This is a genomic window from Pseudoalteromonas sp. NZS11_1 (assembly GCF_015864275.1).
In the GTDB taxonomy this organism is placed as follows: domain Bacteria; phylum Pseudomonadota; class Gammaproteobacteria; order Enterobacterales; family Alteromonadaceae; genus Pseudoalteromonas; species Pseudoalteromonas arctica.
The window spans coordinates 27,351-42,665 of record NZ_JADYXK010000002.1 but is presented as its reverse complement, the minus strand read 5'-3'; the positions used below and the strand labels follow the sequence as shown (position 1 = coordinate 42,665).

Here is a 15,315-nt window from a genome sequence, read left to right as displayed (position 1 = left end):
ATATGCGACTGGGCCGTAAAGGTTGGAACAACGTTATAATATTTTCGATGTTGATTATGATCTTCTTCTTAAATGGCTGGCATAAGCAACTTTTGGGAGGGGAGGATAAACCAACATTACAAGCCGTACTCCCCCAGCAAAGTTTTGTACTGACACTGCAATTTGTTGATCAAAAAATTGAGCGAATAGGAACAAGCTGGCGTACAACCCCACTACAAAAAGACATACCACTTGTGTGGCAAGCATCTGAGCAGCAGCTTAGTGATTTAATTAACCAATGGCAAAGCGCGCAATTAATGGGTGTTAACGAATCTGTTGTTTTTAATCCTAATGCACCTTTATATGTTGCTACATTTGAGCTGGCTGGCGAGAGTTTACCTTGGGTTTATTTGCTCTACAAAGGCGATGGGCAATATTACTTACTCGAAAAGAGTAGCCAACGAATACTCGCACTCGATTTAAAAACTGTACAGCAGTTGTTTCCTAGTTTTGATTTTTCACAAAGTGAGTCTAATTAATGCCTGAATTACCAGAGGTAGAAGTGAGCCGAATGGGCATCACTCCCCACGTACAAAACCAAGTTGTTACAAAGGTAAATATTTACAATGCCAGTATGCGCTGGCCAGTGCCAGATGACGTGTATCAACTTGAAGGACTAATTGTTACTAGTATTGAACGACGAGCTAAATACTTACTTTTACACTGTGAACTTGGGAGCACTATTTTACATTTGGGTATGTCAGGTAATTTACGTGTTGTAGATAAAAGTGAGCCGCTTAAAAAGCATGACCACGTAGAGTTTATTTTTGGTAACGGTAAAGCACTGCGCTTAAACGATCCTCGTCGCTTTGGTTGCTGCTTATGGCAAGAGCCAGGTGAAGTGCATAAGCTACTCTCTAAGCTTGGTCCTGAGCCGCTTACCGATGACTTTTTTGCTAAACGCGTGTACGAACAGTCGCGCAATAAAAAAGTACCCGTAAAGCAATTTATTATGGATAACGCAGTGGTGGTTGGTGTTGGTAATATTTACGCGAATGAATCGTTATTTAAAGCGGGTATACATCCAAAGCGAGAAGCGGGAAAAGTATCGCTCAAACGTTATCAAGCACTTATCCCTATTATAAAAGACACGCTTGCTGCGGCCATTATGCAAGGTGGTACAACGCTTAAAGACTTTGCACAAAGTGATGGTAAGCCCGGGTATTTTGCTCAAGAGTTATTAGTATATGGGCGCAAAGGCAAGCCATGTATGACGTGTGAAAACGAATTGGAAGAAATTAGATTGGGGCAGCGCAGTACTATTTTTTGCTCAAATTGCCAAAAGTAGTTATCTAGGGCGTGTTGACCTTTCGTGATTGATTTTGCAGCAGACTGTTTGGTATTTAGGCAAGGCAGAGCCTATGTAGTGTGGTTATTCCCCATAAATTGGCGATAACGCAGCATAAATGCCAAACATGCGCTGCCCTTTGGGTTCTTTCTAGGGGCGATTAACTCTTTGTTGCTCGATTTTTACTTAGCCCGCTAGGTTACAAGCCTCGCGCCGCGATTAAATCGCCCCTAGATTGAACAAATTTCAATCCACAAAGATCAACACGCCCTAGTTATTTGAATTTTATCGATTCTAAATTTAATGATATTTAAGGGCCAGCTTTAAAAGCTGGCCCTTTATTTTAAAGCTCGAACGGTGCTACACCGACCGCTTTCATTTTATATCCTACCTGCGCTATTTCGCCCGACCATGTTTCAGTACTTATTATTCCAGTTACAACAATTGCGTCGTATAGGCTATCTATTGGTACTCCACCTTTAATTGTTACATGGACTATTTGATTTGGCGGTGGCGGTGGTACGTGTATACAGGCGCCAAAATAAGGAACGAGTAAAAACTCGGTAATTACTTCGCTATCGCCCTCAAGTGGCACAACAAAACCAGGCAAACTCACCGATTGGCCATCAAGTGCCTTTACCACTGGAGCATCTAAATCGGGTTGCACCCAGTTTTGATCACTACCTTCGTGATTAGCTTGTGCTTGAGTGTCTATTTGCACGTGGTTTTTAGGGATTAAGTCTTCCCAAAAAATTTCTTTTGGTGGATTAGCATAACTCGCTACGCTTATAAATAATAAGCCAATAGCAGCAATGTACTGAAAAGCTGTTTTAAAAAATGTCATAAAATCCCTAAAAATTATGCTTTTATACTCATACCATCGCTGAGTGAATAAAAATAAGCGCGAGTAGCGGGTATTAAGCCAATAATAAAACCGGCTGCCATAATAACGCCGATTAAGCCCAGTTCATAGTAAGAGAGTATTGTGATATTTACGCTTATACCGGCATGGCTTTGTAAGTAACCGCCGGCTGAAAAAATAGCTAAATAGTAAAGCACACTACCTGCTAGGCAACCAAGTAAAGTGGTTAGTAGTGACTCAATACTTATAAGTGTAAATAAATGCCAAGGCCGAGCGCCTACCGAACGTAATATAGCAAGTTCGCGACGACGCTGACTTAAATTTGCAAGCAATGTCGTTAGCATGCCAAGTAGGCTTACTAACACGACAACAGCTGAGAATAGCAAAAGTATTTTTTCTACTATGGCGAGCATTTCCCATAACTCTTTAAGTGTTACGGTTGGCATAATCCCAAGCAGGGCTTCTGGCTTATATTGATTTATATTGCGCCTAATTTGTAGTGTGTACAAAGGCGAATTAAATCCCATTAAAAATGCTGTAATTTGTTTTGGATGCCCAACTAGGTCGTTATGTTCGTCATGCTCATGCTCATGCTCATGCTCATGCTTAAGGCTCGCTTTACCGCCGTGAATTAAATCGATTGCAGCCAAAGGAATATGCAGCGTTTTATCAACAGGCGTGCCAGTAGGGTTTAAAATACCAACGACTTTAAATGGGTTATCGTCATGATGATGAAAGCTGGTATTACCCATACCGTGCGATATAACAATAGAGTCGTTAAGTTTATAACCTAATTTATTTGCAACTTCACTACCTAGCACCACTTCGTTAATTGCAGCAAAAGGGTGGCCTTTGTTAAAGGTTAAATTTTGTTTTTTTGCAAAGCGATAATGGCTAAAGTAATCAAGTGTTGTGCCTAGTACCGCTTGGCCTTTATGGCTGTCGCCTAGGCTTATAGGTATGCTCCATTTTACGCCTCGCTGACTTGTTATGTATTCATAACTTTTCCAGCTTACGCCGTTATTAGTATGGCCAATTCTAAATACTGACGAAAGCAGCAACTGTATGTCGCCGGTACGTGCACCAACAATTAAATCAGTGCCCGAAATGGTATTACTAAAACTACTTTTAGCATCAATTCGTACACGCTCAATACTTAAAAGTAGCATTACACTAATTGCGATAGTAAATAATGTAAGCAGTACACTTGCGCGGCGGTTTAATAAGCTTTTGTAAGCAAGTTTAGCGAGAATCATACTTGTTCCTGCAAGCTTATAAGGTCAATGGAGCGGTCAAATAATGGCTTTAGTGTTTCATCGTGGCTCACAAATACCAGCGTACTATTAGATAACTTTGCTTGTTCAAACAGTAGCTTTATAAAGCTCTCACGGTTATTTGTATCGAGTGCAGAGGTGGGCTCATCAGCAATTATTAATTCAGGGCTGCCTATAAATGCGCGAGCTGCAGCAACGCGCTGTTGCTGTCCAATACTCAATGTCGCTACATCTTTATGGTGATACTGCGCAGTAAGGCCTAAAGCATTTAATAACCGCATCGCTTCTTTTTGTAAGGCAGAGTTTTTATTTGATGATTGCTTTAATATTTTTTGTTTTCGACTTTTTGAAAACTCACACCCAAGCGTTATATTTTCAATAGGAGTTAAATAAGGAAGCAGGTTAAAGTTTTGAAAAATGTAGCCAATGTGATCCGCTCTAAAAACATCACGGGTAGTATTGCTTAATGTAGTTAGGTTTTGGTCTAAAATTGATACCTCACCGCTGGTGGCTGTATTAATACCAGCAAGAATCGCTAACAATGTCGATTTACCTGAGCCACTAGGACCGTGTAAAAAAATATGCTCACCTTTTTCTATAACTAACTCTTTTATGTTGAGCGTGGGTGAGCTATCGCTTTTATGCCACTTAAAAGTTACGTTTTTTAGGTTGATCATTATCTTGTTACCAACCCCAGTAGTTTAGATCTTTGCGCATTTTTAGCTGTCTTATTATATTTAGTGGCTTGGGTTTTAGTTTATCGTTACTTTGTAAAAATTCATTAGCTGCATTCAATACGCGCTGGCTAGATTGACCATCGGTATATGGATGAAGTCCCTGGCAATAGCTTTCAATATTTTGCATTAAATCACTAGGTTTAGTAAGCGCATGTTCAATAGCGGCTTCTAATTCATCAGCGTCGGTAATATCAAGTAAATGAGGAAGTGGTTTTTGATTACAAAATGTGACTACCGGTTTACGCAGTAGTAAAAACATTAAAAGAACTGACGATGTATCGCACAGCATAACATCGGCAGCTTGCAGTAACGGCAAGACGTTATCGGTTTCAATAAATGTTAGACTTTCGTTACTCAGCGCTTTGTATTTATTAACCCATTCAGCAGGCATTTTAGGATGAAATTGCATCAAAATACGCCACTTACCTTGTTCACTAAAATGTTTTATTTGCTCATATAATTTAGGAGCAAGTGACAGCTTTCGTGAGAAAGTAGAGCATACAAGTAAAGTAGGGCGAGAGTCGTCACTTACATAAGGATTATTTGAAGTATTACTAAAAAGTGGATCGAGCGTTGGCCAGCCAGTTTCAGTTACTTTAAAGAAACCATGCTGCTTAGCTAGCTCTTTAAATCGGGTTGTTGTATTTGGACCTTGCGTACAATATAAATCGTAACAACCACGAATGTTAAAGTGATCCTCTTGCCCTTTCCGATTTAATTTTCCTGAATTGAACCCGTGGAATACAGCCACTTTTTTACCAGGAATAAAATTAGGAATTATATTGCCCGGTATAAATGTAATGTTTGGAGCCCAGCTTTTAACATCTTTTATGGTATGTAAACGCTGCTCGTTTGTGGTTAAAAAGTCGGGGTTTACTTCGTTACCCGCTAAAAACCAGCGCACTTCGCCACCATTAGCTAGTACTGCAGCCTGAATAGGCCTCAAGATAGCGTACGAATAATTTTGAGAGATATACATCAAGTATTTTTTATTTTTAGTGGCAGTTAAGTAGTTCAAGCTATCTCCTCAGGCTGGTTGGCACATTAAGTTTACCCCATTGCGACTCGCTTATAAATATATGCCTTTATTTGTTTTAAGCATCCGATTGAGCTTTGAGGTTGGCTAGATTATTATACAATCCATATAACCCCATACCATACTTTGCTCAAAGAGCATCCCTAACCCCGGAGATAGCATGACTAGCTATAAAGTTTTAGACGTAAACGATGATTTACCCATTCGTACCAAAGGTGAAGTACACAGCGGTAAAGTTCGTTCAGTTTATTGGTTAACTGATGAAGACAGCGCACGATTAATTAAAGACAAAGGCTACCAAGTACCGACAGGTACTAAGCTTGCGATTATGGTTATTTCAGACCGAATTTCTGCATTTGATTGCATTTGGCAAGGCGAAAATGGTTTAAATGGCGTACCAGGTAAAGGTATAGCGTTAAACTCAGTGGCAGCCCATTGGTTTAAGTTATTTGATAAAGCAGGCCTTGCGGGTAATCATATTGTTGATATTCCGCATCCGTATGTGTGGATTGTACGCAAAGCCAGTACCGTAAAAGTAGAGGCAATTGCTCGCCAATATATTACGGGTAGCATGTGGCGCGATTACGCCAAAGGCATACGTAACTTTTGTGGTATTGACTTGCCAGAGGATTTAAAAGCGAACCAAAAGCTTGATAACGTTTTAATTACGCCATCAACAAAAGGTATTATTGAAGGCGTTGCTGATATTCCGCCAGTTGATGATGTAAATATTACTCGCGCTAACATTACTAATAACTTAGATGTATTTAACTTTAAATCGGCAGATGACGTAACCAAATACGAAAAACTGTTAGTTGAAGGTTTTAAATTAATTAGTGATGAGCTAGCGAAGCTTAACCAAATTTTTGTAGATACAAAATTTGAGTTTGGTTATGTAGAGGATTTAAATGGCGCGCAACAGCTTATATATATTGATGAAGTAGGCACGCCTGATTCGTCACGTATTTGGGATGAAGCAGCATACAAAAATGGTAAAATTGTTGAAAATTCTAAAGAAGGTTTTCGCCAATTACTTATTAATAATGTGCCAGAGAGCGACGTATTATTAAATAAAGATCGCATGAGTGAGCGTGAGCAATTAGCAAAAGATTATATTTTACCAGAATCAGTAATGCTTGAAGTGTCAAATACCTATGTTGGCATAGCGAGCAAAATTGTAGGTAAAGATATTGTGATCCCAGAGAATCCTCGCCAAGAAGTAATTACTATTTTAGATAACGATTACGGATTAATCGTTAAATAGCAGCACTTAAGTGCTAACAAAGCCAGTAACTAAGTCTTTATTTTTAGTTACTGGGCTATAATTCTTGCAATTAGTGCTCGTCTCTAATTAACTTAACCTAACATTAATATTTAGGTGTTGTTATGTTTGAACGGGCATTTCAAAAGTTTGCTAAAAGTCATTACTTTTTAGCTATAGGTTTGTTTTTTAGTCAGTTTGCTTTAAGTGCGAATATTGAATTAGTAATAGAAGATCAACACGGCCAAAAGTTATCAGGTGCAGTGGTTGAGCTTAATATTGCTGACAAACAAGCCTCACCATCAAATTTGCCCATTGCTATAATGGATCAAGTCCATAAGCAGTTTTTACCCGAATTATTAGTTGTACAACAGGGTCAAAAAGTTAACTTTCCTAACAGCGATAATATTCGCCATCATGTTTATTCTTTTTCACAAGCTAAGCCTTTTCAACTAAGATTATATTCAGGGCAACCAAAAGAGCCCATTACGTTTGAGCAACAGGGGGTTGTTGTTTTAGGGTGTAATATTCATGACTCTATGGTTGGCTATATCTATGTAGCGAGTAGTGAATCCGTATATAAAACAGATAAAAAAGGCTATGTAAGCTTGCCTATTAATATACTGCCTGCACAAGTGAGTGTGTGGCACCCTTTACAAACAGCGCCATTGGAGAATAAAAAAATGATAACAATTAATTCTCAAAAACAGTTACAGATAACAGTAAACACATCGACCCCAGCACCTAGAAATACCTTTGGTAGTAAGTTTAAGGCTGGTAATGACTAATAGTTTACGAAATCGCATAACCATTTTATGTGTTGGCTTAGTGTTATTAACCACTATGGTCAGCTTGTTTAGTTTTTGGTGGTCTACGAGTAAGTTTCAAGAAGAAAAAGTAAATCAAGACATTACCGTAGCGCAAAATGTTTATAAGCAATATTTAAAATCAAAAGAAAGCCTACTACTAACTGCTGCGAAAGTACTCACCTCCGACTTTGGTTTTAAGCAAGCTGTAGCAACGCGAGATGCCGGGACAATAAGCAGTGTGTTGTTTAATCATAGTCAGCGTATTGATGCCGAATTAATGCTGCTACTTGATTTATCGGGTAGGCTTATTTCCGCCAATACTGACGAAGACGCTTTTGCACATAACTTAAAGCCGTTAATGGAAGAGCTTTTAAGTGCGCCAGAAGAGTCTAGTTTTGTGGTGCTTAATAACGAGCTTTACCAAATTATTTTATTACCCGTAAGAGCGCCACGTACAGTGGCCTATAGTTTGGTGGGCTTTAAAATTGATGACAATGTAGCCCATGAACTAAAAAGCTTAACAGGCATGGATGTGAGCTTTATAGGTAGCGCTGACGATATTGTTATTAGTTCATTAGCTAATCGCCCTGAGCAATTTGAACCTGTTAGCTATTTTAGTACCGTAACCACTTCGCGTTTTTTTGGTGAGTATTTGGTGTATCGTAACCGAGATATAGATTTACCGTCGTTGTTGACCCATCCTATAATTATTTTACTGAGCGCCGATTTAACACAAAGTTATAGTGACTTCGAAAAACTTCTTTTTACACTTATTATTTTAGCTATTTTAACTATGTTTGTAGGTGTTATTACGAGCAGCATATTTGCAAATAATTTAACTACGCCACTTACTCAACTAGCTGTAATAGCAAGGCAATTTGCACAAGGTAATTATGCTTTTGAATTTAAAGGGCGAAGGCAAAGTACCGAAATAGACACGCTAGTCGCAGCGTTTGATAGCATGGGTAATGATATTAATCAGCGCGAGCAACAAATTAGCTTTCAAGCCAGACACGACTCCTTAACAGGCTTTTATAACCGCTCAGCCATGCTTGAGGTGCTTGATGATGAGTTAGATTCATCAGCCGAGTACACGCTCGTTGCAATAGACATAAAGGGTCTTCGCCATATAAACGATAAGCTCGGTCCGCGCATTGGTGATGACTGCCTAAAGGCGGTTGCTTGCAGAATAAGTGAGTTTTCGGATGAGTTAGGGGGCTTTCATGCTCGTATTGGCGGGGATGAGTTTTTAACTGTGTTTCCGACTGCGGCAGCGCGCGAACACAAAAGCGGTATTGTTGGCTTAATGGCACAATTACAAGCGTGCTACACCATTCAAAAACTAAAAATTAACTTACGCTTTAGTGCGGGCATTGTGCAGTATCCTACGCAAGGAATTGCAAGTGATGACTTAATGCGCCGCGTGCTAATTGCTGTTGAAAGTGCTGCAAACACACAAGAGAGCATACATTATTATCAAAATGGTGAAGACGAGGCGCACTTAGAGCGCTTAATAATGCTTGATGAATTAAAGCAGGCAATTAGTGATGATGATGGTCAGCTATTTATGACCTATCAGCCAAAATTACACATGAAAACGCAAAAAATAGATAAAGTTGAGTCGCTTATTCGCTGGCAGCGAAAAGATGGTAGTTGGGTTAATCCTGAACTGTTTATTGACTTAGCTGAGCAGTCGGGCCTTATTGTTGAGCTTACAGGGTGGGTTGTTAATACGGTTGTAGCACAAGTAGCGGATTGGCAGTCTAAAAATATAAACTTACAGGCTGCAATAAATGTATCTGCGCAAGATATAGCATTTCCGGGCTTTCATGCTGCATTAGTTCGTACGCTTAAAAAGTACAAAGTAGATCCTAAGCTGATTACTATTGAGCTTACTGAGCGCGATATGATCGAAAACGAAGAAAAAGGTATTAAAGCGCTCGAAAACCTAAAGGCAATTGGCGTTAAAATATCATTAGATGATTATGGTGTAGGGCAAACATCACTTGGTCGATTAAAAATGTTACCGATTGATGAGCTTAAGCTAGATAAGTGCTTTATCCTAAAACTTGATGAATCGCAAAAAGATCAATTTATAGTGCAATCATCAATTACGTTGGGGCATCAGCTAGGTTTCTCGGTTGTAGCTGAGGGGGTTGAAACACTTGGCTCATTAAATTTACTTAGAGGTATGCAGTGTGACCATGCACAAGGCTATTACTTAAGTAGGCCTTTAAAAGCAGAACTATTAGAAGAATGGCTGGAGGAATACTATGAAAAAAATTAAATACTTATTAGCAAGTTTGTTTTTAATAATTAGTGTACCGAGCATTGCAAGCAATGGAAAACTGCTAGCTACGCCGGGAGTTTCTCAAATTGAAGGCAGTGGCGGCGGCGGTATTGTACCGTGGGCACAACTTGCTGGGTACGCAAGTGATGATGAATTTTCGGTAAATGGCTTTTGTAGCCGCGCAGATGTAACCGACTACACACTTGACGTATGTGGTGCACAACTTAATTTATTTAATCGCGTTGAGCTCAGTTATGCCCAACAGCGCTTTGATGTACCAGCACTTGATGCTGAAATAGAGCAATCAATTACAGGTGCTAAAATACGTTTATATGGCGATATTGTTTACAGTGATTGGCCACAGCTTAGCTTAGGTATTCAGCATAAATCACTGGATGATGGCAGTATTGCAACACTTGTAGGCGCAGGAGATACCAGCGGCACTGACTACTACCTCGCTGCTAGTAAGTTACATTTGGGGGCTATTGCTGGTTATAACTGGTTTTGGAACGTAACCACACGATACAGCGAAGCTAATCAACTTGGTTTGCTTGGCTACGGTGGAGAAAATGGTAGTGGTAAAGTGCTATTTGAAGGCAGCACAGCTATATTTTTTAGTCGTGAAGTAGCCGTAGGTGTTGAGTATCGTCAAAAATCAAATAACTTAAACTTAGGCGAACAAGATTGGAAAGACTTATTTGTAGCATGGATGCCTAATAAGCACGTAAGTGTGACAGCGGCTTACCTTGATTTAGGAAGCATTGCAGGGGCTGACGATCAAACAGGTTGGTATTTATCGGTAACAGGGTATTGGTAATGAAAAGCGTTGGTATTTTTATAGTATGCGTAGGATTGCTTTGTAGTTGTGCTAGCTCAACACAATTATCGCTTTATCAAAAGCTCGATGGTAAAGCGGGGATAGGCAGAATTGTTGATAGCTTTATCTATCAAATAGGTAATGACGAGCAGATAATTCATTACTTTGAACACAGCAATATAGCGTACTTTCGCCAAGGGTTTATTACTCATATGTGTATGTTAGTAGAAGGCCCATGTACATACGATGGCGACTCTATGGTAGCAATCCATACAGGTATGCATATTACAGAGAAAGACTTTAATCATGTGGTTGATTTACTTATAAATGCAATGAATGAGCAGAACATTAGCCATAGTTTGCAAAACGATATTCTCTCTAGAATGGCACCACTTCGTGGTGAAATTATAAAAATGTAGCCATAAAGGCTTTAAAGTAATTATTAAGTAAAGGGAACCTTGCTTTGATGTCATTGTCCACTTAGAATTATTTCATAAAAACAATAATTGGCAAATATAGCTTGTATGGCTTACCTATTTATCTCTCGCAAAAATGTACACGCAAAATACTATAGAAAAATAATCAAAAAATTGTCGATGGATTGCCAATTACATATCATGGGAGCCCCTAAGCTTTCTGCTGTTAAGTATTTAAAAGATGCGTTTCAAGTTAATTTTACTGATGTAGTTAACTCTCAGCTAAAACGCAAAAGAGCACGTAATGCTATCTGGAATAGTCCTATTATTACTGCTGTTTACAGTGCTGGGTTAGTTTTATTTGAACGATTACGATACGCTAAGTATTTAGCCTTATTAACCGAGACTAATCCTGACTGCATTGTTATTTGGAACGGCAATAAACTTCCAAATACGACCGTTGCTATGGCTGCAAAAGCATTAGGTGTTAAGCAGTTTTATTATGAAAATGGTTTACTACCCGGTACAAGCAGTTTAGACCCTAATGGTATTAACTATAATGCGTCGTTAAGCCGTGACCCTTCTTTTTACCTAAATTTTGACCCACAAAATAAGCTAAACTTTTGTGCGCCGGATTTAATTCCAAGAGCTGATCATAAAAAGCGCTGTGAATTTGAATGCGCCGATGTGCCAGAACGCTATATATTTGCGCCTTTTCAAGTACCTCACGATACTCAATTAGCTAGATTTTCTCCGTGGATAAACTCTATGGACATGTTTTACGACGAGGTGATTAAAGCGGTCAAAAGCTTAAACGATCCAAGTTTAAAAGTGGTTTTTAAAGAGCATCCGTCGTGGCATAAACATTACGCTCATCTTTATGAAAAAGATCCGATTGCAATTTTTGCTAATGGAAATCAAACAAGTGATTTGATTAAGTGCGCTGAAGCCGTATTAACGATTAATTCAACGGTCGGCTTAGAAGCATTGCTGCTCAATAAACGAGTTTTAACTCTTGGACAAGCCTGTTACAACATTGAGGGTTTGGTAAAGCATGCAAGCACTGCAGAGCAGCTAGCAGAGAATATGAACGAAGTAGTGCAGGGCTGGCAACCAAATACATTATTAAAGGATAAGTTTTTTAGCTTTATTGAACATGTATATTGTATTCCTGGCGTTTGGAAACACACTGAAGATAAACACATTAAAGCGATTGAAGCGCGTTTTACGGGTAATGACGAGTTTGCTAAGTATCATGGTGATAAGGAATCGTAGTGAAAAACCTAATTAGCTGTCAGCAATTACACGAGCAACTTAATAATCCTGCATTAGTGATATTTGATGCAGGTATGCTGCGCCCAGGTGTTTTGGGTACTTATTCGCCGCAAGCAATGCTGCCTAACGCTAAACGTTTTGACATAAAAAACGAATTGGCCGATAGATCAAATCCCTTACCAAGTATGGTATGCAGCGAGCAGCAGTTTACCCACATGATGCAAAATGCAGGTGTAAATAACGACTCGTTTATAGTTGTATACGAAGATGGCGGTTTATTTAGCGCAGCAAGAGCGTGGTGGATGTTTAAAGCTATGGGGCATCACAATGTTAAAGTACTCAGTGGTGGCCTTAAAAAGTGGTTAGAGAGCGATTACGCCACACAACAAGGTTATAGCAAAGCGTCAGGTAAAGGTGATTTTACGGCAAACTATAACTCTGCGTATTTTATTAATAGCCAACAAGTGGTTGACGCAATCGATGAGCCTAACATTGTGTTGCTAGATGCACGTGCTTATAAGCGTTTTACAGGCGAAGAAAGTGAACCCCGAAAAGGTATGCGTAGCGGGCATATCCCAAATAGTCGCTCGTTACCTTTTATGAATTTACTCAATAAAGGTGAAGCAAAACCACTTACTGAAATTAAAGCGATATTTAATGACGTGGTTGATGATGCGCAGCAGCTACAATTTAGCTGTGGCTCAGGTATTACAGCCTGTGTTTTAGCGTTATTTGCTAACGAGTGTGGTTACAGTAATTTAAGCGTTTATGATGGTTCGTGGAGTGAGTGGGGCGCAAGTGATTCATTGCCCATCGCCACGGGAGAAAAGTAGACGTGTTGGATATGTAAAGCTTGCTCACGTTAAAAGCGCAGCGTCTCTAAACCTCTTTGTGAATAACAGTATTTAAAAATATTACTCACAAGGAGAAGTGAAAGAGAAGAAAATGAGGAGGTAAAACTAATGCTTACTCTAAAAACGCAGCGCCTCTAAACCTCTTTGTGAATAACAGCATTTAAAATATTACTCACAAGGAGAAGTGAAAGAGATGAAAATGAGAAGATAAAAACCAGTGCTTACTCGTATTTGAATACTATTTTTATACAATCGCTTACTCTAAAAGCGCAGTGCCTCTAAACCTCTTTGTGAATAACAGTACTTAAAAATATTATTCACAAGGAGAAGTGAAAGAGAAGAAAATGAGAAGGTAAAAACCAATGTTTGCTCGTATTTGTATTAAATGGTTTTTATTTTCTAAAACCATAAGGGCAATTTTTACAACCATTTTTGCAGCACGAACCACGCTTTAAAAAAAACCACTTACTAAGTATCATGTAACCACTTTGCATGGTGTAGTCGAGCCCTTCAATTAAATTGTCGTTACCTCTAAATTGTTTTGCAAAGTCTATTTGGGTTTTAATAGGTTGTGTATAAACACCCTCTAAAAAAGTATTTATTCTATTAAGCGTGCACTTGCGGCATAAACAACTTGTTGCTGTGATATCAAGCGGTAAAATAGCCGGCAGCTCATTGCACCAACACGCTGATATATCGTCTACATTACACGTTAGAGTACTGTGGCATTGAGTGCAGTTAAGTTCAGTCATTATAATTCTTTTTAGTAACAGTGAGCCAAGAATAACAAATATTATGAATACACAAAAAGCATTAGCTGAATTTATTACATTTGGTGAGCAAAGGGACGAAGCTATATCGGTTATCGTTTCAAGCCCTGCTGATAGCAATAAAACTCATTATACTCTCTCAACCGAGGTTTTAATTGATGTTCTTAAGCGCTGTTTAAGTAACGAAATAGACTTAGATGATTTAGAGCTTTGGGCAAACGTAATTGAATCGCGAGATGACATTGATTGTGCAGAGCACGAAGGTTTTATTTATGCACTCAGTAATAGTGAGCAAATGGGGGAGCTTAACCATCAAAAGATTGAGCAAATAGTTGCGTTAGTAAAAATTTGATTTGTTTAAAAAGCGAGGTGTAAAACCTCACCTACAATATATGCAATCCTGTAGGTGCGAATTTACTTCGCGCTCATGTAACGTGGCTTTGGTGTTTAAAAAGCGAGGTGTAAAACCTCACCTACAAAAAAACCGCATTTCAATTGAATGCGGTTTTTTAAATTGAAGACAATCGTTTTAAGCGATTATTTATGATATCCCAAGCACGTTTCGACTTCGTTTTTAGAACCTAAAATAACGGCTACACGCTGGTGGATTGCATCAGGCTGAATATCCATAATACGCTCGGTACCGGTTGATGCGATACCGCCAGCTTGCTCTACTAACATAGCCATTGGATTTGCTTCGTAAAGTAGGCGTAATTTATTTGGCTTTTTAGGATCTTTGGTGTCGGTAGGGTAAGTAAATAAACCGCCACGGCTAAGCACGCGATGTACATCGCCCACCATTGCTGCAATCCAGCGCATATTAAAGTTTTTAGCGCGCGGGCCTGTATCGCCTGCTAGCAAATCATCGATGTAGTTTTGCATAGCTGGTTGCCAATGGCGTTGGTTAGACGTATTAATGGCAAATTCGTTTGTATCAGCAGGGATTTCGGCAAAATCTTGTGTAAGTAAAAAGCTGCCTTGTGTTTTATCAAGGGTAAACATGCGCGTGCCTTTACCTGTAGTCAGCGCAAGCATTGTTGATGGCCCGTAAAGTACGTAACCTGCAGCAACTTGCTTATGGCCGGGCTGCATGAAAATGCTTTCGTCAGCGGCGTCTGAGCCTTCAGGCGCTTCCATAATAGAAAATATGGTACCGACAAGCGAGTTAATATCGGTATTTGACGAGCCATCTAATGGATCAAATGCCACTATAAATTTAGCGTCTGGGTTACCTGCTACTGTGTAGTCTTCTTCTTCAGAGGCGATTGCTTTAACCGTACCTGATTCCAGTAAAATATCTTTTAACAGCTGATTAGATAATACATCGAGCTTTTTTTGAGTTTCACCTTGAATGTTTTCATCAAGGGTTGAGCCTAATACGCCAGAAAGCGCGCCTTGACCAACGCGAAATGAAATCTCTTTACATGCCGCTAAAATTGTTCGAATTAATGATAAAAGTTCTCTTGAACAACCATCTTCAAGTAATACTGGGGGGAGTCTACGCATTCTATTTTCCTGATAACGTGTTAAAACCAATCATAATGTGAGAGAGATTAGCTTAGAGCGCTGAAATTCGTCTTAAATAAC

At 39.2% G+C, this 15,315-nt stretch carries 16 protein-coding genes; 10 read left to right on the top strand and 6 right to left on the bottom strand.

Translation table 11 applies throughout. The features are described 5' to 3' along the window. Positions 1-2: 2 nt before the first annotated feature. Together I6F44_RS02840 and mutM are read left to right on the top strand one after the other, a co-directional pair. The gene (locus I6F44_RS02840; protein ID WP_197173268.1) at positions 3-518 is read left to right on the top strand and encodes a hypothetical protein; all 516 of its coding nucleotides are present in this window, start codon (positions 3-5) and stop codon (positions 516-518) included. After that, on the top strand, positions 518-1,327 hold the full coding sequence (gene mutM / locus I6F44_RS02835; protein WP_007581941.1) for a bifunctional DNA-formamidopyrimidine glycosylase/DNA-(apurinic or apyrimidinic site) lyase: 810 nt from the start codon (positions 518-520) through the stop codon (positions 1,325-1,327). The genes I6F44_RS02840 and mutM overlap by 1 nt, the downstream gene beginning before the upstream one ends. A 343-nt stretch (positions 1,328-1,670) precedes the next feature. On the opposite strand, the gene I6F44_RS02830 is transcribed toward mutM, so the two are convergent. Genes I6F44_RS02830 through I6F44_RS02815 form a run of 4 tightly spaced genes read right to left on the bottom strand, consistent with a single transcriptional unit; the run spans position 1,671 to position 5,218 of the window. Next, on the bottom strand, positions 1,671-2,171 hold the full coding sequence (locus I6F44_RS02830) for a DUF3299 domain-containing protein (protein WP_007581943.1): 501 nt from the start codon (positions 2,169-2,171) through the stop codon (positions 1,671-1,673). 14 nt (positions 2,172-2,185) lie between these two features. After that, the gene (locus I6F44_RS02825; RefSeq protein WP_197173267.1) at positions 2,186-3,445 is read right to left on the bottom strand and encodes an ABC transporter permease; all 1,260 of its coding nucleotides are present in this window, start codon (positions 3,443-3,445) and stop codon (positions 2,186-2,188) included. After that, on the bottom strand, positions 3,442-4,140 hold the full coding sequence (locus I6F44_RS02820) for an ABC transporter ATP-binding protein (protein ID WP_024590649.1): 699 nt from the start codon (positions 4,138-4,140) through the stop codon (positions 3,442-3,444). The genes I6F44_RS02825 and I6F44_RS02820 overlap by 4 nt, the downstream gene beginning before the upstream one ends. Before the next feature lie 7 nt (positions 4,141-4,147). Further along, the gene (locus I6F44_RS02815) at positions 4,148-5,218 is read right to left on the bottom strand and encodes a CDP-glycerol glycerophosphotransferase family protein (protein WP_197173266.1); all 1,071 of its coding nucleotides are present in this window, start codon (positions 5,216-5,218) and stop codon (positions 4,148-4,150) included. Positions 5,219-5,396: 178 nt separating this feature from the next. Between I6F44_RS02815 and I6F44_RS02810 the strand changes: the two genes are divergently transcribed. The 7 genes from I6F44_RS02810 to I6F44_RS02780 all read left to right on the top strand — a co-directional run bounded on the left by I6F44_RS02810 (position 5,397) and on the right by I6F44_RS02780 (position 12,937). Continuing rightward, complete coding sequence (locus tag I6F44_RS02810) at positions 5,397-6,500, top strand: phosphoribosylaminoimidazolesuccinocarboxamide synthase (RefSeq protein ID WP_197173265.1); 1,104 nt, start codon at positions 5,397-5,399, stop codon at positions 6,498-6,500. Positions 6,501-6,622: 122 nt separating this feature from the next. After that, the gene (locus I6F44_RS02805) at positions 6,623-7,285 is read left to right on the top strand and encodes a methylamine utilization protein (protein ID WP_197173264.1); all 663 of its coding nucleotides are present in this window, start codon (positions 6,623-6,625) and stop codon (positions 7,283-7,285) included. Then, on the top strand, positions 7,278-9,593 hold the full coding sequence (locus tag I6F44_RS02800) for a bifunctional diguanylate cyclase/phosphodiesterase (protein ID WP_121954788.1): 2,316 nt from the start codon (positions 7,278-7,280) through the stop codon (positions 9,591-9,593). Before I6F44_RS02805 ends, I6F44_RS02800 begins: the two co-directional genes overlap by 8 nt. Then, positions 9,580-10,413, top strand: coding sequence for a DUF3034 family protein (locus I6F44_RS02795; RefSeq protein ID WP_197173263.1), 834 nt, complete (start codon positions 9,580-9,582; stop codon positions 10,411-10,413). Before I6F44_RS02800 ends, I6F44_RS02795 begins: the two co-directional genes overlap by 14 nt. Further along, the gene (locus tag I6F44_RS02790; protein WP_007581961.1) at positions 10,413-10,832 is read left to right on the top strand and encodes a group I truncated hemoglobin; all 420 of its coding nucleotides are present in this window, start codon (positions 10,413-10,415) and stop codon (positions 10,830-10,832) included. The genes I6F44_RS02795 and I6F44_RS02790 overlap by 1 nt, the downstream gene beginning before the upstream one ends. 177 nt (positions 10,833-11,009) lie before the next feature. Beyond that, on the top strand, positions 11,010-12,104 hold the full coding sequence (locus I6F44_RS02785) for a capsular polysaccharide export protein, LipB/KpsS family (RefSeq protein WP_231612782.1): 1,095 nt from the start codon (positions 11,010-11,012) through the stop codon (positions 12,102-12,104). Further along, complete coding sequence (locus tag I6F44_RS02780; protein WP_197173261.1) at positions 12,104-12,937, top strand: sulfurtransferase; 834 nt, start codon at positions 12,104-12,106, stop codon at positions 12,935-12,937. Before I6F44_RS02785 ends, I6F44_RS02780 begins: the two co-directional genes overlap by 1 nt. Positions 12,938-13,350: 413 nt before the next feature. On the opposite strand, the gene I6F44_RS02775 is transcribed toward I6F44_RS02780, so the two are convergent. Further along, on the bottom strand, positions 13,351-13,710 hold the full coding sequence (locus tag I6F44_RS02775) for a DUF5522 domain-containing protein (protein ID WP_197173260.1): 360 nt from the start codon (positions 13,708-13,710) through the stop codon (positions 13,351-13,353). A gap of 43 nt (positions 13,711-13,753) precedes the next feature. Between I6F44_RS02775 and I6F44_RS02770 the strand changes: the two genes are divergently transcribed. Continuing rightward, entirely contained in the window at positions 13,754-14,080 is a 327-nt protein-coding gene (locus I6F44_RS02770) for a hypothetical protein (RefSeq protein WP_169060639.1), read from the top strand. Positions 14,081-14,265: 185 nt separating this feature from the next. Here I6F44_RS02770 and I6F44_RS02765 read toward each other — a convergent pair whose 3' ends face one another. Continuing rightward, positions 14,266-15,234: a class 1 fructose-bisphosphatase gene (locus tag I6F44_RS02765; RefSeq protein ID WP_007376783.1), complete on the bottom strand. Its 969-nt coding sequence runs from the start codon at positions 15,232-15,234 to the stop codon at positions 14,266-14,268. Between the last annotated feature and the right edge of the window lie 81 nt (positions 15,235-15,315).